Genomic DNA, 22,742 nt, shown 5'->3' on the forward strand with positions numbered 1-22,742 from the left:
CGTGGACATCCTGCTCATTGCCGGCCTGTGGCTCGACGGATCCGCATGGGACGATGTCGTGCCCACGCTCGAGGCACTCGGCCACCGCCCCGTGCCGCTCACCCTCCCCGGCCAGGGTGACGGATCTGCGTCAGCCACGCTCGACGACCAGCTGACGGCGGTGCTCGCTGCCGTGGACGCAGCGCCCGAAAAGCCCATGGTGGTGGGGCATTCCGCTGCCTGCACCCTGGCTTGGCTGGCCGCAGACGCGCGGCCGGAGAAGGTGGCCGAAGTCGTCCTCATCGGCGGCTTCCCGGCCGCCGACGGGGAACCCTACGCCGACCTCTTCGAGCCGAAGGACGGTGTCATGCCCTTCCCCGGCTGGGGACCGTTCAAGGGGCCGGACTCTGCTGACCTCGATGAGGAGGCCAGGCGCAGCATCGCGTCTGCCGCGATTCCCGTTCCCGTAGGGGTGACCAAGGGCCTGGTGCGCCTGACGGACGAGCGACGGTTCGATGTCCCGGTCGTACTCGTGTGCCCCGAATTCACCCCCGCCCAGGCTCAGGAGTGGATCGGCGCCGGTGACGTACCCGAGCTCGCCAAGGCCAAGCACCTCGACTTCGTCGACATCGACTCGGGTCACTGGCCGATGTTCAGCAAGCCGACCGAGCTCGCCCGGCTCCTGGTGTCCTGAGCCGGGAGCTCCGTTCAGGTGCATGGGCTGAGGAGCGAGTGCGGCGTCGCTCCACGCCGCAGGCGTCGGCTCTGTGACACCGCATCATCCGGGCGCTACGCGGTGCCGGGCGCGGCGGACACGGACGAGATGATCGTGCTGACGCGCCTCGGAAGATCGGGTACCAGGATTCGGCTCCCCTGAACGGTATGCGGCCGTCAGAATTGGCACGTCCTCCTGGCGCGACGGCCAGGCTCTTCCTGGTGCTGACCGTCGGGCCGACCGGTCTTGTGGCGGTCAGCTACGGCTTCTACCGGGCTGACCTGCCAGTGGCGTGCGGATCTCAGGCACTGCTGGCCGCCGCCTTCATCCTGCTGCTGGCCCTGGGGGGAGGAACGGAGTGCGCCCGCCTGCTTGCCCAGCACTCCTCAAGGAGTTCTCCGGTCCGTGAGCGCGTTCGCCGGAGAGGGCGAACGACGTGGAGGAACGGCAAGTGACAGCCACGCTCGGTCGGCGATGAAGGCTGCAGCGACTCCCGAACGTATCGACATCGCTGTGTGCCGCCCGCTCGGTGCAGGCGAGGCGCACGGCGTCACGGCTCGCCCCGGATGATCGGGGCACCCCCCTGGCCTACGATCCTGCCGGCGCGGCCTGCTGCACGACCTCGAAGGACCACAGCGTCGACCCACTCGCGGCAGGCTTCGGCCGGTCGCCACCCCCCTGATGCGCCTCCTTCATCGGGCCCTCCACCCAGGCCTTGAAGGACTCTTCGTCGCGCCACCGCGTGTAGACCAGGTAGTTGTCAGTCCCTTCAACAGGGCGGAGGAGTTCGAACCATTCGAAGCCGTCCGAGTTCTCGACCGCGTGGGCGCGGGAGGCAAAGCGCTTCTCCAGCGTCTCGCGCTGTTCGGCGGGGACAGTGAGTACGTTGATCTTGACGACGCTCATGGCTACATCCTGCCCCACGCCCGGTCTGTGCCGAAGAACGTCGGTCGGAACGGTCAGGTGTTGCACCGTGCCACCATCGACAGGGCCGGCGGGGGGAAAGGGGGAGCAGGGCAGCCCCCGGCCTTGTCGGCCGGCGAACTCTCACTCCGGCCGCGGCTCCCAGCGGAACCGTCGGACGGCGACGACCGCCCCGGCCGCCTCCCGGATGAGCAGCACGCGCAGGCTCTTCGTACGCGCACTCGGTCTCTGCTCCCGAGCCCGGCATGTCTGCGCAGCGGGTGCCACGTCGGCCTCCGGAGGGGTTCGTCCGGGCGCCGTCCCGAAGAACCTCTCGAACGCATGAGCCACTGCCGCTCACGACCGTGTGGCGGTCCTGCACTTGTTGCCGGACTCCTGCATGAGCGCGTCCACCGACGTGCTCCGGTCGTACGGGTCGATCTCGGGGCCGCGTCCCGAGTCCTTGGCCGCGCGCTCGGCGATGAATTCGGGGGTGAGGTAGCCGGTGAAGGTGTCGCAGCCGCCGTTGGTGGTGTCCACCTTGTACGAGACGAGGGAAAATGTCCCCGGCTCGATGACCACCTTCGCCGGGTTGTCCCAGCTCATCACGACCTCGCGGCGCACGAGGGTACGCGCGACTTCGTCGCTTCCCGCTGCAGCGCGTACGACCGGGTAGACGTACGTGACATCGGTGGTCACCTCGACAGCACCGCGCTTACCTTCCCGATAGGTGATCCGTCCTCGTGTCTTGACCACATTGCCGACAAGCCGCACCTTCGTTGTCGCGAGACGGCTGAACAGCAGCAGAGGATCGTTCTCCCGACTGGGCGCGCTGAACGCGGTTGCCAGGTAGTCCTGGACATCCTGCTGATGCGGGTTGATCAAAGCGATCGCCTTCGTCGGCCGCTCCCCGCGCAGCACACCACGATCCAGACTGGACGCGGCAAGGAAGTCCCGGGTCCGATCGAGCGCCTGCGCGACCTGCTTCTTGCTCATCCAGCCGGTCGCCCGTGCCGCAGGGAGGCTGATGCCTGACGTCCCGTTGTCCCACCGCACCGCGGGAGAGCCCCTGAACGGTTCCTCCAGCGTGGGCAGTTGGATTGCCGCCTGCGTCGCCGGCGGCTGATCCGGACGTTCGGACTCCGCGGCGAGCGGCAGACTCTCGCCACTTCTGCCTCCGAACCATCCAGTCACCCGCCCCGGATCAAGTGCCACGATCAGCAAGCCGACCGTAACCAGCACACCGACCGCGTACCACCCCTTGCCCCGGCGCCGCGGGGCCAGTTGGTGAGTCCGCCACCCCTCCGGCGGACCGGTCTCCTCCTGCAGCCGCCGCGTCACCATCCGGGCCCGCGCCGACGGTTCCTCGGGTGCGCCCTGGGTCCCGGCTTCCGCCTCTCGCAGGAAGCGCTCCCACTCCTCGTCCGGTATGGACGCCCCGCCCTTGCCCACGATGTGTTCCCGTCCCTTCCCACGCGCCCGGTCCCTCCCCAGGGCCGGTCGTTGTCCGTGCATCATCACACAGCTCAACCGCACCCTCACGAACCCCGGCCCCCTGTATGACCAGCCCTGGAACCCCGCCGGCTCAGCCGGAACCGTTCATGATTCCTTGACTGCGGCAGGCTTGGGGAGCGGTGTGATGTGTTGTGTGGCGCGACGCCGTCGCTGACCTCGGGCAGGCGTAGCACGCGCAGGACGAAGCGCAAGCGGTAGGTCAACAGAGCGGCAGGCCACCCGGGTTCGACCGCGAGGCCCATGGACAGCGCAACGGCCTAGAGGCGCGGCGCCCCGGTCACCGACATCACCAGCGAGTACAGGGAGGTGGTGGCCGTGATGAACAGGCGGTTCTTCTTCGGGCCGCCGAAGGCGATGTTGGAGACGGGCTCGGGCACGCGCAGCCGGCCGATGAGGGTGCCGTCGGGGTGGTAGCACTGGACGCTGTCGTCCAGGGCGGCGGCCCATAGGCGGCCCTCGTCGTCGAAGCGGATGTTGTCGAAGCGGACGTTGCCCCGGCCCTCGGCGAAGACCTTCCCGTCGGAGAGCGTGCCGTCCTCGCGGATGTCGAACATCTGGATCCGGGCGGTCCGCGAGTCGGAGACGTACAGTCGCTTCTCGTCAGGGGACAGGATCACGCCGTTGGGTCCCGCGAACCCGTCGGCAGCGAGGTGTACGTCCCCCGTCGCGGGGTCGATCCGGTACACGTTGCACGCGCCGATCTCGGACTCCGCGCGATGGCCCTCGTAGTCGCTGGTGATGCCGAAGTCAGGGTCGGAGAACCAGATCGTTCCGTCGGAGCGTACGACGGAGTCGTTCGGGCTGTTCAGCCGCTTGCCGGCGTACCGGTCGGCGAGGACGGTCACGGTCCCGTCGGGCTCGGTGCGGGTGACGCGGCGGTTGCCCTGCTCGCAGGTGACCAGGCGGCCCTGCCGGTCGAGGGTGTTGCCGTTGCTGTGGCCGGCCGGGGTGCGGAAGACGCCGACCGTGCCGGTGGCCTCGTCCCAGCGCAGGATGCGGTCGTTCGGGATGTCGCTCCAGATCAGCTGGCGCCAGGCGGGGAGGTACAGCGGGCCCTCGGCCCAGCGGCAGTCGTCGTGCAGGACCTCCAGCCGGCTGTCACCGTTCGCACAGCGTTCGGTACGGAAGCGATCGTCCAGGATCTCGTACAGGCCGTCGGCGGGCATGGCGTCCTCTCGGAAGGATTGACCAGAACATGATTCAACGTAACATGCACGTGACAGAACCAAGTATGGTCTTCATATGAAACCAGTGGATGACATTGACCGTCAGCTGATTGCGCTGCTCCAGCGGGACGCCACCCAGTCGTATGCCGCACTGGGCAAGGCGGTCGGCCTGTCGGCGGGTGCCGCGCACGAGCGCGTGCGCAAGCTGCGGGAACAGGGGGTCATCCGGGCCACAACGATCGACGTCGACCCCGCGGCGCTCGACCGCGAAGTCCTCGCCTTCGTGCTGGTCGACTCGACGGCGTGGATGGGCGACCGGGCCGAGGACTTCGCCGCAGTGCCGGAGATCCAGGAGGCGCACGTCATCGCAGGCAGCGCGGCCGTCCTCGTGAAGGTCCGCACCGCGTCCACCGAGCGGCTTCAGGACGTGTTGCGCCGCCTGTACGCGATCGAGGGGGTCAGCGGGACGCAGGCAACGGTGGTTCTGGAGACCTTCTTCGAACGGCCGTTGGACGCCGGTTAGTACAGCGTTTCTCCGTTGTCCTGGTCGGAATGCCTGTACGGAGCCGCCCGCGGCATCCGGACGACTGCGGTCCCTCTCGCCAGGTCTACCGTTGTCCGGTTCGGCGGTGCCCCGTCCTCCTCGTCATCCCGCATCAGCAGTGCCGAATGCCGCTCCTTCAGTTCGTTCTGCTTCCCCGGCGAAAGACTCGCGTGCAGTTGCTCGAACCCGGTTGCCGATATCTGGCCCTGACGTGCCCCGTTCCGCCACGGCAGAACGCCGGCCCGCCCGGCGCGCAACAACAACTGATCGGCGAAAGCCAGCACGGTCAGCAGGATGACCAGTCCGGGCAAGGTCATGAGAACGACGAATTCCATGCCCTCAGTATCCGAGGCCAAGGGTGACTCTTGCACTGCCGTCGAAGCCGGCGGGGCCACCCTGGGGGCGGTTCGGCGCTCCCGGCACCACCCGGCGGCTACGCCTTGCACGTCACCTTCCTGATCAGCCTGGCAAGACGGGAGGATCCACCGTTGAGCTTGGCCTCGTTGAGCGCCTTCTCCAGCTGGGCAAAGTGGTCCTTGCGGGTACGGCTCAGGTATTCGTTCGAGGTCAGCGGCTTGGCTATCTTCCAGGCGCGGCGGTGGTCACCCTCGTAGTGGGCGACATAGGCCTTGGCGAGTTCGATCACGGCCTTGAACGGGATCCCGTGGGTGTAGTCCCGGTCGACGACCTCCTGGACGGCTGACATCAGCTTCAGCTTCTCGTCGGTGGTGAAGGCGTCCTCGGCTATGGCCCGCAGCACGTCCTGCGGGATCGGCTTGATCACCTCGAAGGCGAGTGTGGAGCGGATGGGCGGCCCGGCGATCTCGATGTACGGCAGCAGCAGACCGGTGCTGTAGTGCAGCCAGGGCAGCCGGGGGCTGGCGAAGTCCTGGTGCAGCAGCACGGAGCCTGGCTCCAGGCGGGGCAGGAAGCGCTCGGCCACACAGCGGAAGACCCGCGCCGTCTTGGCGATGTCGACGTGCAGGAACTCGATGGGGCTGTGGTCCTCGGGGTCGGAGGTCTGCCAGATGTCGCCGGGGTGCAGCTCGATGAAGTCGATGAATGGCTTCACCTTGTCCTTGAAGTCGTCGAGGAAGGAGTTGGTGTCCTCGGGCGCGACCCCGGCCGAGAAGAATTTCTCGGAGGCGAAGGTGCCCTTCCCGACCCGGAAGAAGTCGTACGCGTGCAGCTTGTTGGTGGTCCTGTCGAAGTCGGGGTTCTCCTTCAGACCGAGTGCGAACGCGTACGTCGATCCGCCGCCGCCCGACCCGAGCTCGATCACCTTGCCCTCTCCAGTCAGCCGATGACGTCCCAACAGGTAGAGAAAGCGCAATTCCCATGCGCTCACCTGGGAGTAAGGGATCTCGTCCGGAAGTTCGACGTCGTCGAGCTGGAGGTAGAGCTTGCTGAGGGGCGCCACGGGTGCCTCGCGGTTTCAGTCGGATGGGCGGGTCGCGATATTAACTTCGTACGCCGGAGATCTGTCCGCGAAAACCGGCGACGGATTAGAGGATTTTCCCGGCCGCCACACTCCGGATGAACAGTGTTGGGCCGACGTTCCATTTCTGGATCCGAGCGCGGATGATCTCGGCTTCGAGTGACCCCGTGGCGAAGGCCGTACTCGCTCACCACGGCAGGCCGTGCAGAAGCAGCCCACTGCTCCTGACCAGGCACTACCTGTCGTGAACCCGTTCGCCGACCACGAGCAGGGGCGGGCCCTGGTGAACCGGGAGTTGTATCTGCCCAGGTCCTGGGCGGCGCTGTCGCCGTGGAAGCGCCGCCCTTAGAGCTCGTAACAGGATCTTGCTGAAGTGGCCTGGTCGGCCGTGACCGGTGTGACGATTCGACCGTTCGGGAGTGTGTGAGTACTCGCCGGTGGATCGTGGACGACGACTTGTGGTTGCTGATCGAGCCGTTGCTGCCGCCTTGGCCGGAGCGGTCACCGGGGCCGCGGCCGGTGCCGGACCGGCTGTGCCTGCAGGGGATCCTGTACGTGCTCTGCAACGACCTCGCCTGGCAACTGCTCCCGCTGGAGCTGGGGTTCGGCTCCGGACAGACGTGCTGGAGGCGACTGGAGCGGTGGCAGAAGGCCGGCGTCTTCGACCAGCTCCACCGCATCCTGCTCGCCGAGCTCAATGCAGCCGGCCAGCTCGACTGGTCCCGGGCCTGCGTGGATGGCTCCCACATCCGCGCGAAAAAGGGGGCGCCGACACCGGTCCGTCGCCGGTCGACCGGCGGAAGACGGGCAGCAAACACCACCTGATCTGCGACGGACGCGGCACTCCACTCAAGGTCATCACCACTGCAGCGAACGTCAACGACGTCACCCAGACCCTCGCCCTGGTCGACGGCATCCCGCCCGTCGCGGGCAGGCCCGGCCGGCCCCGCCGACGCCCAGAAGCCCTGCTCGGCGACAAGGGCTACGACTCGAACCCGAACCGCGATGAGCTGCGCAAACGCCGGATCCTGCCCGTCATCTCCCGCAAGGGCTGCCCGAACATCAAAGACATGGGCAAGCTCCGCTACGTCGTCGAGCAGACCTTCGCCCTGCTCCACCAGTTCAAACGACTCGCCGTCCGCTGGGAACGCCGCACCGAACTCCACGACGCCTTCGTCTCCCTCGCCTGCAGCCTCATCTGCTGGCGCCGGCTCAAGAAGGCCCACTCATGATCCTGTTACGAGCTCTTAGCCTCGGGCTTTCACGAGGCGGGTTGTCCGAGGCGTGATCGAAGACGAGAGAAGTGCTCCTGACCTGCAATGCCGGTGAGTTAGCGCGTCGGTGCAGGTCAGGTGGGGTGCTTGGTGACTTTGAGTGTGTAGCGGACGTTACTGGGAGTGCGGGTCTGGTCCCGTTTTCTGACCTCGAAGGTGTTCTTGGACGGCTTCTTGATGCGCTGGCACTGCCGGTTGCGCCGGGGCGGCAGGAGGGCGGCCAAGAGCTCTGTGGTGGCTTCGCGGCGGGCGGCGGCCAGTGTGGTGACGTCGGCTGCGGCCTGGGCGGCGACGGCCAGCCGGGCGAGCTGCACCGTGACGGTGAAGGAGATCCGGTCAGGATCGGTCCCGCCGTGTTCTGCCGCGCGCGTCTGCAGTGCGCATAGTGCCTGGTAGACGGTGAGAAGGGCGTAGATCTCCTGGTAGATCAGCTCGGGCGCCTTGGAGCGCAGGATGAATCCGGCGCCGCGCAGGCGGTTCTTCAGTTCCGCGAATCCGTTTTCGATCTCCCACCGCTGGTGATATGCCCTCGCCAGCTGGTGGGCCGGGGCGAGGCGGTGGTCCAGCAGGCTGGTGACCAGCCGGAACGTCTCGGTGCGGGGTGGGCCGGCCTGTGGGTGGATGGTCACGGTGTACTCGATGATCCGTACCAGGTGTCCCCGGGGCGGCTCGGTCAGGGTGCGTCCGGCCGCGCGGGCCTGACCGTGGCGGATGTTCTCCGCGGGCGTGCGCATGATGGACAGGTAGGACCCGTCGGACAGCACCCGCAGCGGCACGAAGACCAGGTTCTTCTTGATCCGCCAGGCCAGGTGGGCGCCGGTGGCGCGGGCCAGGCCCCACAGCTGGTATCCGGCGAAGTTGCGGTCGGCCAGCAGCAGCATGTCCCCTCGCAGGGAGGCCAGCAGCCGGCGGGCGAGCTTGTGCTCGCTGAACCTGGCCACGGCGTCGAAGGCCGCGTCGACCAGGGCGTGGGTGCCGCATTCGGTCAGGGCCATCAGGCGGACCTGTGGGTGTCCGCTCTGGTTGACACCACCCTTGCCGGTGAAACCGAACTCAGCAGCGTTTGCCGGGGTGTCGGGGACATCCAGCGCGGTGCCGTCCCAGGCGACCAGCCGCAGCCCGAAGGCGAACGCGCCCGGAGTGACGGTCGTGGCCAGCGTGCCGCACCGCCGCTCGAACAGCGCCTGCAGCGGCTTGTCGCCCAGCCGCTGCCGGGCCCGTGTCAGGGCCGAGCTGGTGGGCAAGCGCTGCACACACAGGCCTGGCAGATGCCGCAGCTTCTCCGTCAACGTGCGCAGGACCGACCGGTATCCCGGCGGCCCGGCACTGTCGGAGCTGCTGAACAGGCACAACGCCAGGATGAAGTAGACCACCGCCCGGGCGGGCAACAGCCGGCGGCGACGCTCGCCGCAGCCGGTCAACTCCACGACCTCGTCAACCAGTTCAGGGCTGATCTCCTCGGTCAACACGCCGAGACGGACGTGCTCGCCAAAGCGCCGGTCCGTGGGGGTCACCAGCCTGTTCAACGGGGCCTGGCTGCCCTCGGTGATGGCAGACGACATGCGGACGATGGCACACTGAGTACCCAACGGAGTTCCCTCGCGGACAGTCGGATCTTGGTCGATCTTCTGTCCTACCGGGAACTCCGTTGCCGTGTCCCGGCCTCCGCCGACACGTCACCAGAAGTGACGGATCACGCAACGTCACCAGGGGATATTCCCAACCAAACCCCGCACTATCAAGTGCCTGACCTGCACCGACGCGCTAACTCACCGGCATTGTCCTGACCTGCAACGATAGGACTTGTCGAGGGTCCAGATCGTGCGATGGAAAGAAGCACTTCTCAGGTGAAGAAGAGTAGCGGGGCATACCCGCGTGTCCGCGTCGGGGTCGGTGGCCGCGGGGCGGTCTCGCAGGCCGGGGCGGTGCTGCTGGTCGAGACGGTCCGCAAGTCCGGCCTGGACACCGCGATATCGGCAGCTTTGGCACCGTGGCGCAAGCCGCGGGCGGTGCACGACCCGGGGAAGATCCTGCTGGATGTCGCGCTCGCGACGGCCCTGGGCGGGGACTGCCTCGCCGATGTCGCCATGCTGCGGGCCGAGCCCGAGGTGTTCGGTCCGGTGGCGTCCGACCCGACGGTCTCCCGTCTGATCGGCGCCCTTGCCGCCGCCGGGCCCAAGGCACTGGCCGCGGTCCGGACGGCACGGGCCGAAGTACGCACGCAAGTCTGGGAGTTGGCCGGTGCCGACAGTCCGGCCGCCGACGGATCGGTGATCGTGGACATCGACGGCGTGCTGGTTCTAGGGCGCGTATCGAGTCGTGATCAATGGGTGGTCCGGGTGAGGTCTTTGATCCAGATCATCGAGGCGCGCAGGTGGAGGCCGGCGAGGTAGCTGTCCGGTGTCTTGTCGTAGCGGGTGGCGATGCCTCGCCAGGCCTTGAGCTTGTTGATCAGGCGTTCGACGGTGTTCCGCTCTTTGTAGAGGTCCGCGTCGTGACTGACGGGCCGGCCGCCCCTGCTGCCCTTCTTCGTCCGATTGGCGGCCTGGTCCTTCTTCTCCGGGATGACTGCCTTGATGTGGCGTTTCCGCAGGTGGGCCCGGTTACCGCGGGACGAGTAGGCCTTGTCCCCGGCGACCGCGTCCGGCCGGGTGCGGGGGCGGCCGACGGGCCCGCGGACCCGTATCTTCCCCAGCACGGGGATGAACTGCGGGCTGTCGGCGGCCTGTCCCGCGGTCAGGACGAACGCCAGCGGGCGGCACTTGCGGTCGGCGGCAAGGTGGACCTTGCTGGTCTGCCCACCTCTGGAGCGTCCGAGGAGGGCGGCCTTCAGTCGGAGTTTTCGGCGACGCCGGATGCGTCGTCGCTCTTCCCGCTCGGGATCGGATTCTGTGTCCGGCCCGGTTTGTTCTTCGAGGCCGCCCCCTTTGATCTGGCCTTCTCCTCCTCGGCGGCGGCCTTCTCCAGCGCGGCGACGACGTCCTGTTCCAGATGCATCCCGGCGGCGTCGTGGTGAGCCCGCGCGGTGGTGGAGTCGACGCTGACCAGGGACAGGTCTACCTCGCCCCGCTTCGCGGCTTCCGCGATCAGGCCCTCCAGCAGGGCCTCGAAGACCCCCGCGTCACGCCACTGCCGGAAGCGGTTGTGGACGGTCGACCAGGCACCGAACTCCTTCGGCATCTCCCGCCACTGCCCGCCCGTCTTGAACCGCCAGATCACGCCCTCGAACTGCTGCCGAAGCCGCTCGGGATACGGGCCGTACTCGCCGATGGGCAGGTACGGCTCGATGAACTCCCAATCCGTGTCCGCCAGTTGCACTCGCGTCATGCAAGAACATCTACCGGTCCAGGCGCCGCCGCGAGGGCGAATCCCGCAGATTGATCACGACTCGATACGCACCCTAGCGCACTCCGAGAAGCAGGACGCCACCGCGACCTGGAAGAAGACCTTCGGCCATCATCCGCTCGTGGCGTTCGTCGATCACGGCCAGGCCGGCGCCGGGGAGCCGGTGGCCGCTGTGCTGCGGCCCGGCAACGCGGGCTCCAACACCGCGAGTGATCACATCACCGCCACCCGGCTCGCCCTGGCCCAACTGCCCAAACACCTGCGGCGGGGACGTCGGACACTGATCCGCACCGACTCCGCCGGCGGCACCCACGCCTTCCTCGACTGGCTCACCAGACCGGGCCGGTGGCTGTCGTATTCCGTCGGCATGACCATCACCGACGCCATCCACCAGGCCGTCCTGAAGATCCCGAAGAAAGCGTGGACACCGGCCTACGACTCCGGCGGCACCGAGCGGCCCGGCGCCTGGGTCGCGGAGATCACCGATATGCCCGACCTCTCCTCCTGGCCGAAGGGCATGCGGCTGATCGTCCGCAAGGAACGTCCCCACCCCGGGGCCCAGTTGCGCTTCACCGACCTCGACGGACTGCGGCTGACCTGCTTCGCGACCAACACCAAGGGCGGCCAGCTCGCCGACCTGGAACTGCGTCATCGACGTCGGGCCCGCTGCGAGGACCGGATCCGCGCCGCCCGTGACACCGGCCTGCGCAATCTGCCCCTGCACGACACCGCGCAGAACCGGATCTGGCTGGAGATCGTCCAGATCGCACTCGACCTCCTCGCCTGGATGCCGATGCTCGCCCTGACCGCAGAAACACGCCGCTGGGAACCCAAACGGCTTCGCCTGCGGCTGTTCTCCGCCGCTGCACAGATCATCACCACCGGCCGCCGCCGCTGGCTCCGCTTCACCACCCGATGGCCCTGGACGGATGTGATCACCCGCGCGATCCAGCGACTCGCAGCCCTGCCGAACCCCGGCTGACCAGCAACTCCGACCGTCCCGACGAGCCACAGCAGCATATCCCGGAGCCGTGGAACCCCGGCGCCCACCCGACGCGACTGTGAGGATGAGCGGGTGCTGCCTCGGGCGGTGGTCTGACCCGCGACGCGACTGGCCGCAGTGCCTTGCGTCTGATCTGTCGACCACCGTCCGAGGCGGTGCTTGCTGCCGCCGGACCGGTGAGCGTGTCCCGATAGGGGCCTTCGCGACAGGCACCGTCACAGTCCTGACCGCCCTCCGGCCCGGCGACGGCCGCCCACGTTCCCGAGCTCCAGGAGACAGGCAACCGTGCCCAGCATCACCCAACCGCTTCACCCGCGCCACGTCACCACCGACGGCTCCGAGGACGTGCTCCTCGGGGTGGACACTCACAAGGACTTCCACGCGGCTGCCGTGATCACCACGGTTGGGGCCACTCTGGACGGCCGGTCCTTCCCCGCTACCGCGGACGGCTACCGTCAACTGCTGGCCTGGGCTCGTTCCTTCGGAACACTGCGGCGGGCAGGAGTCGAATGCACCGGTTCCTACGGGGCCGCGCTGACCCGCTATCTGCGAGGCGCCGGTATAGAGGTGACTGAGGTCAACCAGCCGGACAAGGCCGCCCGGCGCCGACACGGCAAAACCGACGCGGTCGACGCCGAGGCCGCCGCCCGAGCAGTCCTGTCCGGACGCGCCACCGCGACAGCCAAGGCGGCAGACGGACCGGTGGAGGCACTACGGCTGTTCAGGATGGCCAAAGGGTCGGCCACCAAGTCCCGCACTCAAGCGATCAACCAACTCAAGTCCGTCCTGATCTCGACGGCCCCAGCACTCCGGGAATCGCTGGCCGGCCTGAGCAATGTGAAGCTGATCCGCAGCTGCGCGGAGCTGGACGTCGCAGCAGGCAACGACTCAGCAGCGGCAGCCCGCCACACCCTGCGCCTACTGGCCCGCCGCATCCAGAGCCTGACGGAGGAGATCAACGACCTCAACCAGCGGATGACCGACGCGGTCTTGATCGCTGCCCCAGGTCTCCTGGACCACCGTGGTGTCGGTCCGGACACCGCCGCAGCCCTGCTCATAGCCGCCGGCGACAACCCGGACCGGCTGGGCAGCGAGGCATCCTTCGCCGCACTGTGCGGCACCAGTCCCGTTGAGGCTTCCTCGGGCAAGACCCAGCGCCGCAGGCTGAACCGCGGAGGCGACCGCCAGGCCAACTCCGCGCTCTACACGATCGTTCTCAGCCGATTGCGCTGGGATCCGCGCACACGCGACTACATGAACCGCCGCATCGCCCAGGGCAAGAGTCGCCGCGAAGCCATCCGATGCCTCAAACGCTACGTCGCCCGTGACCTCTACAAGCACATCATCGGCTCCATGCCACAACCGACCAGCGACGTTCTTCCCACAGCCGCTTGACATCCATAGGGGCATCAGCCGGGCCGCCAACCTGCCCCAGCCCCCGAAATTCCGCACCTCGCAAGCACAGAGTCCCCGACAGCGAATCGACGAGGACTCATGAACGATCGAGGTTAGTGGCGTACGTATCTCGGTGTAAACGTGATTTTGCAGCATGCTCGCGCGGGAGCGCCCCGCGGCGCGTGGCTGCGGGGCGCCCAGTGGGCGTTAGTCGACCATCTGCCCGTCGCCCGTACCGCCGACGCATTTCATCCCGACCACCTTTCCGCCGCCGTCCACGCACTCACCCGGGGTGAGGCTTTCGGTGTGGGCGGTGGCGGTGGCGTTGTGGGTGGCGGCCGTGGCGGTGGCGGCACCTGTGAGGCCGAGTCCGGCGAGGGCTGCCGTGGCGATGACGGCGGCGAGAGTTCGTCGAATGCGCATGTGGTTTCCCTTTCACGGATTGCCTCGGTTGGGGCACTACTCAGCTTGATCTTCACCCATGTGGGTGGCGCGTTGGGTTACTCCATTCGAGTGACACCTGCCGGGAGTGGGCCACCGGCGACGCAGGGACGGATGGCCGGTGCCGCAACCCGCCGGAGAGGCCTTGAGGGCCGTGCTCGCATTCACGTACGCAGGTATCACCAGTACGACAATCCTTAGAGCCGGCGCCAGCAGATGAGGCTGCAGGCGAGGGAGACGAAGGCGTCGTGGAGTTCGGTGCGGCGTTCCCAGCGGACGGCGAGTCGTTTGAACTGGTGGAGCAGGGCGAAGGTCTGCTCGACGACGTAGCGGAGCTTGCCCATGTCTTTGATGTTCGGGCAGCCCTTGCGGGAGATGACGGGCAGGATCCGGCGTTTGCGCAGCTCATCGCGGTTCGGGTTCGAGTCGTAGCCCTTGTCGCCGAGCAGGGCTTCTGGGCGTCGGCGGGGCCGGCCGGGCCTGCCCGCGACGGGCGGGATGCCGTCGACCAGGGCGAGGGTCTGGGTGACGTCGTTGACGTTCGCTGCAGTGGTGATGACCTTGAGTGGAGTGCCGCGTCCGTCGCAGATCAGGTGGTGTTTGCTGCCCGTCTTCCGCCGGTCGACCGGCGACGGACCGGTGTCGGCGCCCCCTTTTTCGCGCGGATGTGGGAGCCATCCACGCAGGCCCGGGACCAGTCGAGCTGGCCGGCTGCATTGAGCTCGGCGAGCAGGATGCGGTGGAGCTGGTCGAAGACGCCGGCCTTCTGCCACCGCTCCAGTCGCCTCCAGCACGTCTGTCCGGAGCCGAACCCCAGCTCCAGCGGGAGCAGTTGCCAGGCGAGGTCGTTGCAGAGCACGTACAGGATCCCCTGCAGGCACAGCCGGTCCGGCACCGGCCGCGGCCCCGGTGACCGCTCCGGCCAAGGCGGCAGCAACGGCTCGATCAGCAACCACAAGTCGTCGTCCACGATCCACCGGCGAGTACTCACACACTCCCGAACGGTCGAATCGTCACACCGGTCACGGCCGACCAGGCCACTTCAGCAAGATCCTGTTACGAGCTCTTAGCCTTGATCCACCGAGGTGGTTTGAGAGTGGTCTTTTGATCGGCTTCGGGTCGGGTGGCCGGGTGAGGGCAGCTTGTGTCCGCTGGTCTGCCCAGCATTTCCACGGTTCGGTTCCGGTCGGGCCCTTGCGGGCGGGGCGGGCAGGGGCTGTTCGTATCAGCCGGCCGGTCCGTGGGCGGTGGAGAACAGGTGTGTCCAGGCGTGCTGCCAGGGCCAGTTGTGCGGTAGGTGCAGGGTGATGCGGCGGCCGGAGCGGGCGATCCGGGCCGGAACGTGGACCAGGTGGGTGCGGATCGTGGCGGTGGTGGCCCTGGCGTGGAAGGCGGAGGCCTGTGCGCCGGTGGCCCGCAGCAGGTTGTAGGTCATCGCCCACAGGGTGAGCCATGCGGCGTTGGCGTGGAAGTGTGCGGAGGGCAGGTGGGCCAGGGCAGAGGCTTTGCTGTCGGCGATGACCTGCTCGATGACCGCGTGGTGACGGTGTTCGCGTTCGGCCTGGAGGGTCTGTGCGGGCTGGTCGGTGAAGAACGGGTGGTAGCGCCAGACGGGAAACAACTCGCCCTGCTCACCCACAACGGCGGGTTTGGCCAGGTCGCGGACCCGGCGCACGATCAGCCGCGCGGTGACCCGCTCTGCTTTTGTGCGGCTGGCGAACGCGGTGTAGGCGGGGATCTCGGCGACTTCGGCGTCCGAGATGAGTTCACCGGTTGCGGGATCGGGCACCGCGGTCGGGTACGTGATCTGCTGCCAGGCCTGGTCGGGGAGGGTGTGGATGGCCCGTTTGATGGAGGGGTTCATCCCGCAGGTGATCGAGAAGTGGGCTCCGGCCCGGCGGCAGGCGGCGATCACCCCGGCGTTGTAGAACTGCGAGTCCGCTCGCAGGATCCGGGTGCCGGTGCAGCCCGCCTCGACGGCGGTGGCCAGCGCCTCACTGACGAATTTCGGGGCCCCACGGGAATCGGCTGCCTTGCCGCGGCGCATCCGTACTGTTGCGATCACCGGCCGGGAGGTGGGGGTGCAGATCGTGGCAAGCAGGGGGTGCAGGGTGCGGATGCCCTTGAACCGGCCGTACTCGGCGCCCTGCTTGGCCCGGCCGTAGACCCGCTTGTGGGTGGAGTCGACATCAATGAACACCATCTGATCGGCGCCGGGAAGCAGCGGGGTGTGCGCGGCCAGTTGACCGAGGAACCTGCGGTGGACAGCGTGGAGTTGGAGTGCGTGACCGTGGGTGAACGCGCGAAGGAACGTGCCCAGCGTGGACGGCGCACGAACCCCTCGGAACAGGGCGGGCATCGCGCCGTGCCGCAGCACGTGGAGGTCGTCGATGCTGTCCGCGCCCGCCGCCATGCCGGCCACGATGCTGCTGACCTTGGCGCCCGCCGACGCACCCGCGCCGTTCGTCGTCCCGCTCAGCTCCACCTTCTGCGTCACCAGGCCCGACAGCCCACACCGTTCGGCCAGCCGCATCACCGGAACCAGCCCGGCAAGCGCGACCAGATTCGGGTCATCGAACGCAGCGGAGACCGCCGCTGGAGTATGGGAAACTTGCATCTCGGAAGTGCCTTGCCGATCGTGCGTGCTGGAAGCCTCAAGAACTCCCATCATCGCAGGTCACAAGGCACTTCCTTGTTTCCCGAAGAGTCATCCACAGCCATCAGATCGGTGGATCAAGGCTTAGGGTGCGGGCATGATCTCGCAAAGCTATCTCTCCGAGCTGTTCTCGCTGGACGGCCGGGTCGCCGTGGTGACGGGCGGCAGTTCCGGCATCGGTCGAGCCATCGCCGGGGCTCTCGCGCGAGCGGGGGCGAGCGTGGTGATCGTGGCGCGCAAGGAGTCCGAACTGGCCGCCACGGTCGACGAGCTGGCGGCGGACGGCTGCCGGGCGGCCTGGGTGAGGGCCGACCTGAGCACTCGCGACGGGGTGCGCGCGGCGGCGGAGCAGGCAGCCGAGGTGTTCGGCGAGCCCGACATTCTCGTCAACAGCGCCGGGATCAACCTGCGGCCGCCCATGAGCGAGCTGAGTGAGGAGGTGTGGGACGCCACGATGGCGTTGAACCTGGAGGCGCCTTATTTGCTGGGCCGGCGGTTCGGACCCGGCATGGCGGAGCGGGGCTTCGGACGCATCATCCACATCACCTCCCAGCAGGCGCACCGGGCGTTCGTCCAGAGCGGCGCCTACGGGGTCTCCAAGGGGGCGCTGGAGTCACTGGCCCGCTCCCAGGCCGAGGCGTGGTCGCCACACGGTGTCACCTGCAACACGCTGGTGCCCGGCTTCGTCATGACCCCGCTCAATGCGCGGTTGTCGTCCGACCCGGAGAAGGTGGCTGCGCTGGCCGCGCGCACGATGGTCGGGCGCAACGGCCTGGCCGAGGACTTCGCCGGAGCGGCGGTGTTCCTGGCCGGCCGCGCCTCCAGTTACGTCACCGGGCAGACGATCTTCGTCGACGGCGGGTTCTCCGTTCACTGAGCCCCGCCAGGTCCCGCAAGTACGCGGTGGCCGTCTCGATCTCGTCGTCGTACCCCTCGAACCGGCCCCGACACGTAACAAAGCCCTACTCGGTAAAGTGTGCGCGACAGCGCACCGTGAACGGAACAAGGAGCAGACGTGAGCGAGCCGGCGTCCATCGCCCTGCAGCAGGAGATCGCCCGGGAACTCCAGGTCGCCGAGACTTTCGAGGCCGAGCGAGAGATCGAACGCCGGGTGGCCTTCCTCGCCGAGCGACTGACCTCCACCGGTCTGCGCTCCCTCGTGCTCGGCATCAGCGGCGGCGTCGACTCCACCACCACCGGCCGGCTGTGCCAGCTCGCCGTCGAGCGTGCCCGGGCCGCCGGGCACGAGGCGCGGTTCTACGCGATGCGGCTGCCCTACGGGGTCCAGGCCGACGAGCACGACGCCCAGCTCGCGCTCTCCTTCATCCTGGCCGACCACGTGCTGACCGTGGACATCAAGCCCGCGAGCGACGCCGCGCTCGAGGCCTCGCTGGCCGCCGGTGTGAGCTACCGCGATGCCCACCACCAGGACTTCGTCCACGGGAACATCAAGGCCCGGCAGCGCATGATCGCCCAGTACGCGGTGGCCGGCGCGCACGACGGCCTGGTCGTCGGCACCGACCACGCCGCCGAGGCGGTCTCCGGCTTCTTCACCAAGTTCGGCGACGGCGCCGCCGACCTGGTCCCGCTGACCGGCCTCACCAAGCGCCGGGTGCGCGCCGTCGCGGACGCGCTGGGCGCGCCCGCCGAGCTGGTGTGGAAGACCCCGACGGCCGACCTGGAAACTCTCGACCCGGGCAAGGCCGACGAGGACGCGCTCGGGGTCACCTATGACGACATCGACGACTTCCTGGAAGGCAAGCCGGTGGACGAGCGGGCCTTCGAAACGATCGTCCGCCGCTATCGCCTCACCGACCACAAGCGCCGACTGCCCGTCGCCCCCTAGCAGCCGCGAAGACAGTATGGATAAAACGCCTCCGATTAGGACTTGTCAGATAAAAGACAACTGCGGTTGTCGGCTCCGACGGAACGCTTCGCACGTTTCTGCGACGCTGACCCCATCGGCCTGCACGCCGTCCGAAAGTGCGTGCTGATGCCCGGACGGCAACGCATCGGCCCGGGTCCTGAATAGCAATGTGTGCAGGGAAAAAGCACGCCACGGGCGATCGTTCGGCGTGTACGGCGGGGCGGGAGGACCCGGCCAGGCACAGTGGAGCAAGGGCCGACCCGGCCTCGATCACCGAGGGAACGGAGACGGTCGATGCTCATGGCCACCCGCGGCATCACGGGCAAGGAGCTCGCCGACGACCTGCTGCAGGGCGTGAGCAGTGAACAGATGAGGGCGGCGACACGCCTCCTCGGTGCCCACCACGACGGCTACTGGCTCCGGCGATTCTTCGAGGACCAGGAACTCGCGGACGCGGCCGGCCAACCGATCCTCGAACATGCCGGACCGCACCCTTCCATCGACTGGAACGCGGTGGGACTGCTCCTGCTCGCCGACAGCCCCCCGGCACGCAAGGCATCGAGCAGCGAAGTGGCCGTGCTGGAGTTCGCCGCGTCCCTCGTGGGGCGCGCCCCCATCCAACTGCAGCGCGTCATCCACGCTGTCGACGACACCGAGTTCCGGCTCCTCCTGCGAGCCCTGATGGCGGCCGCATACGGGGAAACCCACTGATCCGCGGGAACCAACTGCGTCTCACCCGGTAGCGGCGCATCATCCGGGCGATGCGGGACTTGGGCCGGTGGGCGAGTTCGACCCGGCAGCCGGGACAGTGCCGCCCGTCGGCCGGTCACTCCGACCCCCGTGTGTACGGCAGAGCCCGGCCTGTGACCAGGGGGGAGTCCCAGCTGGACTGCATGCCGAGCGCGGCATTAGGTTGCGTCCCTGTGAGTCACGACGACGCCATTGCCATATCCCCGCCCGCGCCATCGGCCGAGCGCGAGCCGCTCTTCGTACCGAGGGCGATGACGACCGTGGTCATCGCCGCGCTCGGGGTCTGCGTGCTGGTGAATGCCGCATTGCTCATCGCTCAACTGCGGCTTTATCGCGCGACTGACGGCTCGTACGCCGCCTTCCAGAGGGAGATATGGGTCGGCAACCTCACTGGCATGAGGCTGCTCGCCTTCCTGGTGACCGGATTCGTCTTCCTGCGCTGGCTGTGGCAGATGCGGGTGAACGCCGAGGCGCTGGCGCCCCGCGGACACCGGATGAAACGCGGCTGGACCACAGGCGGGTGGCTGGTGCCGGTCGCCTGCTTCTTCCTGCCCAAGCGGATCATCAATGACATCTGGGCCGCCAGCTCTCCGCCCGACAGGCCGCGGCGCACCGATGTGCTGCTGACGTCGTGGTGGCTGCTCTTCGTGGCGGCGCAGCTTCTCGCCTATCCCTCCCCCTCCCGGGGCCCACTGGCAACAGAGATCGCCGGGGCTGCGCTGTACACCGTCGCAGGAGTGCTGTGTATCGGTGTGGTGCGGCGGCTTGCCGCGATGCAGAGAGCGCGTCTCGACGGCTGAGTCCGGCGTTGTGCCCGATTCGTCACGGGCACAACGCCTCGTTCGGCGACCGGAAGGCCACCGGTGTGACCTGACCCCAGGGTTGTACGGGACTGGTGAGTTTTGATTCCCGGTGAATCCCCAGCCCTCCTTTCCGCTACTCGTCGATCGCCACTCCGAACTGTGCATCGGCCACCTGCGCCCCGAGGCGTGCCCCGTCGTAGGTCCACGTGCCCTTGGCGACCAGCCCCGACGACGACGCGGGGATGACCCATACGAAGCCGTCGCCGGTGTTCTCGCCCGGTGCCGCCGCCAGCAGGCCGAAGCGGCCGTCCTTGTCGGCGTCGATCAGCCGGACCTGGCCACCCCAGCGGTCCGAGGTCTCGGCCACGCCGGGGATGTCGGCGAGGTTCTGGTCGAAGCTCTTCACACCGACGTCGGTGAGGCCGAACGGCGCGCCGCGCATCACCCACACCGCGCCCGCGTCGGCCACGGTGCCGATGTCCTCGCCGGGAGCGCCGATCGCGAGGTCCGGGTGGCCGTCGCCGTCGGTGTCGCCGGCCGACAGCTCGGCGCCCCACTGGTCGCCCGCCTCAGCGACGCCGGGAACGCCGGGAGAGTCCTGGGTCCACGTCTGCACCTCCTTCGGTTCGAGGCCGGACAGGTCGCCCCTACCCAGATAGACGGAGATGCCGCCGCCCAGCGGCGAGCCCACGCCCGTGTCGCCGATGATGAGGTCGTCCTGGCCGGTGCCGTCCCAGTCGCCGGAGACGATGGCCGGCCCGCCCCCGAACGTGCCGCCGTCACCGAGGTCGGCGATGTCCGGCGCGCCGTGCAGCACCTGCACCGAGCCGATGCCCGGCTGGTCACCTTTGGTGACCCCGGAGATCGCCAGGTCGGCCCAGGAGTCCTCGTTGTAGTTGCCGTGGCTGAGGTTGCGGAACTCGAAGTCGGTGTCCAGCGGTGCGAAGTCCCGCGCCCGCATGCCGCGGTCCGACACCTTCAGCTGCTGCGTCGTCGCGCCGGGCGGGGCGGTGAAGAACAGCAGCGCGTCGTTCTCCAGGACGGCAACGCTGTCCCGCAGGTTGGCGTCCGGATGCGCCGGGTCCGGGGCGAAGTACCGGGCCGCTTCGATCGCCCGCCCGAAGTTCGCGCCGGCCCGCAGCTGGTCGGGGTTCTCCAGCCAGGTGCTGTCGGCCCCGTGCAGCCCGGTCGGCGAGCCCCAGAAGACGATGGCGCCGCCGGAGTCGGACAGCCCGGCCAGGTCCTCGCCGGGGATACCGACGATCGCGTCGTCGTAGCCGTCGTTGTCCAGGTCGCCGGAGGCCACGGCCTTCCCGAAGCCGTCGCCGGTCTCGGCACCGCCCGGGACGCCCGAGGTGTTCTGGTGGAGGACGCTCTTCTTGGTGGTGCTGAGACCGCTCGACGAGCTGTACTGCACAGTGACGTAGCCGGCGCCCTTGGCGCCGCTCACCGTGGCGCCCGGGGCGCCGACCAGCACGTCGTCGAAACCGTTGCCGTCGTAGTCGCAATTGCGCTGCTGCCAGCCGATGGACGGAAAGGGCACTGCGGCCTCTGCGGCGGGGGCCGCGAACACGGCGCCGCCACCGAGGGTGAGGAGTGCCGCGGCCGTAAGGGCCGCGCTTTTGATGTGACGCACAAGAACCTCCTTGGTCTCCTGGGTTGCCTACGGCGTCCTGCTCAGCCGCGGTGGATTGTGCGTGGGCGTCGTCGGCGGAGGCGCATGGCCGGTTCCCCGGCGAGACGCCGAAGGGCAGACCGGTGCAGGTGCCCGGGAGTGCCAGGCAACGCCGCCGCGCCCGCCGCAGAACGGCGTGGGATCATGTGCGGCCTCCCCGTGGGGTAGTGCGGTGAGGGCAATGCCCGTATTGCACTCACCTAGAAGACATCCGAGGTTCATCCAGGGTTGTACGCCGCGCCGGACGGTCGTTCGATGCAGGGCGGTCCCAGTTCGTCACGGAGGTGAAAGGCCACCTCATACGGTCGGGCCGTCGAGCGAGGTGGTTTCTCGAGCGCCGGCTCGCAGTCCCTTTCAGTCGCCGGAGAAGCCCCAGAAGTAGATTTCCTCCGGCCTGCCATGGGCGTCGTGCAGGACCGCACATCTGCCGAACCAACGTCGATGGGCAAGCTGTGCCATGGCCTGCACGTGTGCCCGCGTAAGGCGGTCGGTCCCGGCCGTCCGGTAGGCCTCGACGGGGTGAACGGGCTGCACGGTGCCGTAGTCAGGATCCTCACCTGGCCGCAAGATCCTGTGCATGTCCAGGATCGAGTGCGTCCCCTCTTCCTGAACCTGTTCGTCTTCCCACAGCTGGTGAATCGTTGACGGTCGGGCCCTGGCCTCGTCAGCGTCGTCTTCGTCCCAGGGATCCCAGTAGTAGTCCTGCGCCTCGAAGACTTCCTGCCTCAGGGCATCCAACGCCGCTCCGAGATCCTCCTGATAGGGAACGTAGTACTCCCACCCCGACGCACCCACGACAGCCCCGCCTCTGCATCCACTTCCGACAGTGCAGCGGAAGCTAGCAACAGCCACTGACAAGCCGCCTCGCCAGGTGCACCCAGGCGCTTTGTGGCGTGGCCATTCGCGCTCTGTAGGTAAGGGCATCCAAGTTGGAGGACACTGTTCCTATGCCCCTACCCAAAACGCATCTTTGCTCGGCCTGCTCGGACGATGCCGCGACCGACCCAGTTCTTCATGAAGACCTCGTCGTCGGAGCACCGCTGTCCATGGAGGATCTCACCGACGCGCAGCGCCTTGACCGGTTCGCCCGCAAGTATGCCCATGACGGTTGCCAGGTCAGGGAAGTCCGGCGGGTCCCGTACGACAGCTTGAGTGGCTACGCCTGGTCGGTCCGCTTCACCGAGAATTCGTGACGAGCAGAGGGCGCTGGGTGCGAGTGCCCGGGGCGGCGGCGGGACGTGGGTGCCCGGGGCGGCGTACGCCCGGAGCATCT

21 protein-coding genes and 3 pseudogenes are annotated in these 22,742 nt (G+C 68.1%); 12 read left to right on the forward strand and 12 right to left on the reverse strand.

Annotation, left to right across the window (positions count from 1 at the left end; translation table 11 throughout):
- Position 1 precedes the first annotated feature (1 nt).
- Positions 2-673 (forward strand): alpha/beta fold hydrolase, encoded by a 672-nt coding sequence (locus OHA03_RS37530; protein ID WP_267008492.1) that lies wholly within the window; start codon positions 2-4, stop codon positions 671-673.
- A 609-nt stretch (positions 674-1,282) separates the two neighbouring features.
- Here OHA03_RS37530 and OHA03_RS37535 read toward each other — a convergent pair.
- The 3 genes from OHA03_RS37535 to OHA03_RS37545 form a co-directional block, all read right to left on the reverse strand.
- The gene (locus OHA03_RS37535; RefSeq protein WP_267008493.1) at positions 1,283-1,600 is read right to left on the reverse strand and encodes an antibiotic biosynthesis monooxygenase; all 318 of its coding nucleotides are present in this window, start codon (positions 1,598-1,600) and stop codon (positions 1,283-1,285) included.
- A gap of 354 nt (positions 1,601-1,954) precedes the next feature.
- Positions 1,955-3,049, reverse strand: coding sequence for a hypothetical protein (locus tag OHA03_RS37540; RefSeq protein WP_267008494.1), 1,095 nt, complete (start codon positions 3,047-3,049; stop codon positions 1,955-1,957).
- A gap of 320 nt (positions 3,050-3,369) precedes the next feature.
- Positions 3,370-4,278, reverse strand: coding sequence for an SMP-30/gluconolactonase/LRE family protein (locus OHA03_RS37545; protein WP_267008495.1), 909 nt, complete (start codon positions 4,276-4,278; stop codon positions 3,370-3,372).
- Between the two features lie 85 nt (positions 4,279-4,363).
- Between OHA03_RS37545 and OHA03_RS37550 the strand changes: the two genes are divergently transcribed.
- Positions 4,364-4,801, forward strand: coding sequence for an Lrp/AsnC family transcriptional regulator (locus OHA03_RS37550; RefSeq protein ID WP_267009607.1), 438 nt, complete (start codon positions 4,364-4,366; stop codon positions 4,799-4,801).
- Here OHA03_RS37550 and OHA03_RS37555 read toward each other — a convergent pair.
- Positions 4,798-5,157 carry a DUF6191 domain-containing protein gene (locus OHA03_RS37555; protein ID WP_267008496.1) on the reverse strand — a complete coding sequence of 120 codons (360 nt, stop codon included), beginning with the start codon at positions 5,155-5,157 and terminating at the stop codon, positions 4,798-4,800. The genes OHA03_RS37550 and OHA03_RS37555 overlap by 4 nt on opposite strands.
- A 98-nt stretch (positions 5,158-5,255) precedes the next feature.
- Positions 5,256-6,242, reverse strand: a complete 987-nt coding sequence (locus OHA03_RS37560) for a class I SAM-dependent methyltransferase (protein ID WP_267008497.1) — start codon at positions 6,240-6,242, stop codon at positions 5,256-5,258.
- A gap of 220 nt (positions 6,243-6,462) precedes the next feature.
- On the opposite strand from OHA03_RS37560, the gene OHA03_RS37565 reads away from it, so the two are divergent.
- Both OHA03_RS37565 and OHA03_RS37570 read left to right on the forward strand, forming a co-directional pair.
- Positions 6,463-6,609 (forward strand): hypothetical protein, encoded by a 147-nt coding sequence (locus OHA03_RS37565; RefSeq protein ID WP_267008498.1) that lies wholly within the window; start codon positions 6,463-6,465, stop codon positions 6,607-6,609.
- Positions 6,610-6,683: 74 nt separating this feature from the next.
- Positions 6,684-7,492, forward strand: a protein-coding gene (locus OHA03_RS37570; RefSeq protein ID WP_267008499.1) for an IS5 family transposase whose coding sequence is annotated in 2 segments (ribosomal slippage) — positions 6,684-7,001 and positions 7,004-7,492 — 807 coding nt in all. Because the reading frame shifts where the segments join, the coding sequence is not laid out codon by codon here.
- Between the two features lie 116 nt (positions 7,493-7,608).
- On the opposite strand, the gene OHA03_RS37575 is transcribed toward OHA03_RS37570, so the two are convergent.
- Positions 7,609-9,096, reverse strand: coding sequence for an IS4 family transposase (locus tag OHA03_RS37575; RefSeq protein WP_267000869.1), 1,488 nt, complete (start codon positions 9,094-9,096; stop codon positions 7,609-7,611).
- A gap of 285 nt (positions 9,097-9,381) precedes the next feature.
- On the opposite strand from OHA03_RS37575, the pseudogene OHA03_RS37580 reads away from it, so the two are divergent.
- Positions 9,382-9,837: pseudogene (locus OHA03_RS37580) on the forward strand (transposase); the annotation flags it as partial.
- Between the two features lie 20 nt (positions 9,838-9,857).
- On the opposite strand, the pseudogene OHA03_RS37585 reads toward OHA03_RS37580, so the two are convergent.
- Positions 9,858-10,861: pseudogene (locus OHA03_RS37585) on the reverse strand (IS5 family transposase).
- A 49-nt stretch (positions 10,862-10,910) separates the two neighbouring features.
- Between OHA03_RS37585 and OHA03_RS37590 the strand changes: the two are divergent.
- Positions 10,911-11,861, forward strand: a pseudogene (locus OHA03_RS37590) (IS1380 family transposase); the annotation flags it as partial.
- Between the two features lie 366 nt (positions 11,862-12,227).
- Positions 12,228-13,277 carry an IS110 family transposase gene (locus tag OHA03_RS37595; RefSeq protein WP_267009608.1) on the forward strand — a complete coding sequence of 350 codons (1,050 nt, stop codon included), beginning with the start codon at positions 12,228-12,230 and terminating at the stop codon, positions 13,275-13,277.
- 207 nt (positions 13,278-13,484) lie between these two features.
- Here OHA03_RS37595 and OHA03_RS37600 read toward each other — a convergent pair whose 3' ends face one another.
- The 3 genes from OHA03_RS37600 to OHA03_RS37610 all read right to left on the reverse strand — a co-directional run bounded on the left by OHA03_RS37600 (position 13,485) and on the right by OHA03_RS37610 (position 16,335).
- Positions 13,485-13,700, reverse strand: coding sequence for a hypothetical protein (locus OHA03_RS37600; RefSeq protein ID WP_267008500.1), 216 nt, complete (start codon positions 13,698-13,700; stop codon positions 13,485-13,487).
- A 215-nt stretch (positions 13,701-13,915) separates the two neighbouring features.
- A protein-coding gene (locus OHA03_RS37605; RefSeq protein WP_267008501.1) for an IS5 family transposase occupies positions 13,916-14,709 on the reverse strand; the annotation gives its coding sequence in 2 pieces (ribosomal slippage) (positions 13,916-14,389 and positions 14,392-14,709; 792 coding nt in all).
- Positions 14,710-14,943: 234 nt separating this feature from the next.
- Entirely contained in the window at positions 14,944-16,335 is a 1,392-nt protein-coding gene (locus OHA03_RS37610; protein WP_266999817.1) for an IS1380 family transposase, read from the reverse strand.
- Between the two features lie 136 nt (positions 16,336-16,471).
- Here OHA03_RS37610 and OHA03_RS37615 point away from each other — a divergent pair, with 136 nt between their 5' ends.
- From OHA03_RS37615 to OHA03_RS37630, 4 genes are all read left to right on the forward strand, one after another.
- The gene (locus tag OHA03_RS37615) at positions 16,472-17,251 is read left to right on the forward strand and encodes an SDR family NAD(P)-dependent oxidoreductase (RefSeq protein ID WP_267008502.1); all 780 of its coding nucleotides are present in this window, start codon (positions 16,472-16,474) and stop codon (positions 17,249-17,251) included.
- Positions 17,252-17,389: 138 nt separating this feature from the next.
- Complete coding sequence (gene nadE / locus OHA03_RS37620; RefSeq protein WP_323181356.1) at positions 17,390-18,220, forward strand: ammonia-dependent NAD(+) synthetase; 831 nt, start codon at positions 17,390-17,392, stop codon at positions 18,218-18,220.
- 315 nt (positions 18,221-18,535) lie between these two features.
- Positions 18,536-18,952, forward strand: coding sequence for a hypothetical protein (locus OHA03_RS37625; RefSeq protein WP_267008503.1), 417 nt, complete (start codon positions 18,536-18,538; stop codon positions 18,950-18,952).
- 212 nt (positions 18,953-19,164) lie between these two features.
- Entirely contained in the window at positions 19,165-19,791 is a 627-nt protein-coding gene (locus OHA03_RS37630; RefSeq protein ID WP_267008504.1) for a DUF4328 domain-containing protein, read from the forward strand.
- A 136-nt stretch (positions 19,792-19,927) separates the two neighbouring features.
- Here OHA03_RS37630 and OHA03_RS37635 read toward each other — a convergent pair whose 3' ends face one another.
- Together OHA03_RS37635 and OHA03_RS37640 are read right to left on the reverse strand one after the other, a co-directional pair.
- Positions 19,928-21,430, reverse strand: coding sequence for an FG-GAP repeat protein (locus OHA03_RS37635; protein WP_267008505.1), 1,503 nt, complete (start codon positions 21,428-21,430; stop codon positions 19,928-19,930).
- Positions 21,431-21,823: 393 nt separating this feature from the next.
- Complete coding sequence (locus OHA03_RS37640) at positions 21,824-22,264, reverse strand: hypothetical protein (protein ID WP_267008506.1); 441 nt, start codon at positions 22,262-22,264, stop codon at positions 21,824-21,826.
- 251 nt (positions 22,265-22,515) lie between these two features.
- Here OHA03_RS37640 and OHA03_RS37645 point away from each other — a divergent pair, with 251 nt between their 5' ends.
- On the forward strand, positions 22,516-22,662 hold the full coding sequence (locus OHA03_RS37645; RefSeq protein WP_267008507.1) for a hypothetical protein: 147 nt from the start codon (positions 22,516-22,518) through the stop codon (positions 22,660-22,662).
- The last annotated feature ends 80 nt before the right edge of the window (positions 22,663-22,742 follow it).

Source organism: Streptomyces sp. NBC_00154, assembly GCF_026342835.1.
GTDB lineage: Bacteria > Actinomycetota > Actinomycetes > Streptomycetales > Streptomycetaceae > Streptomyces.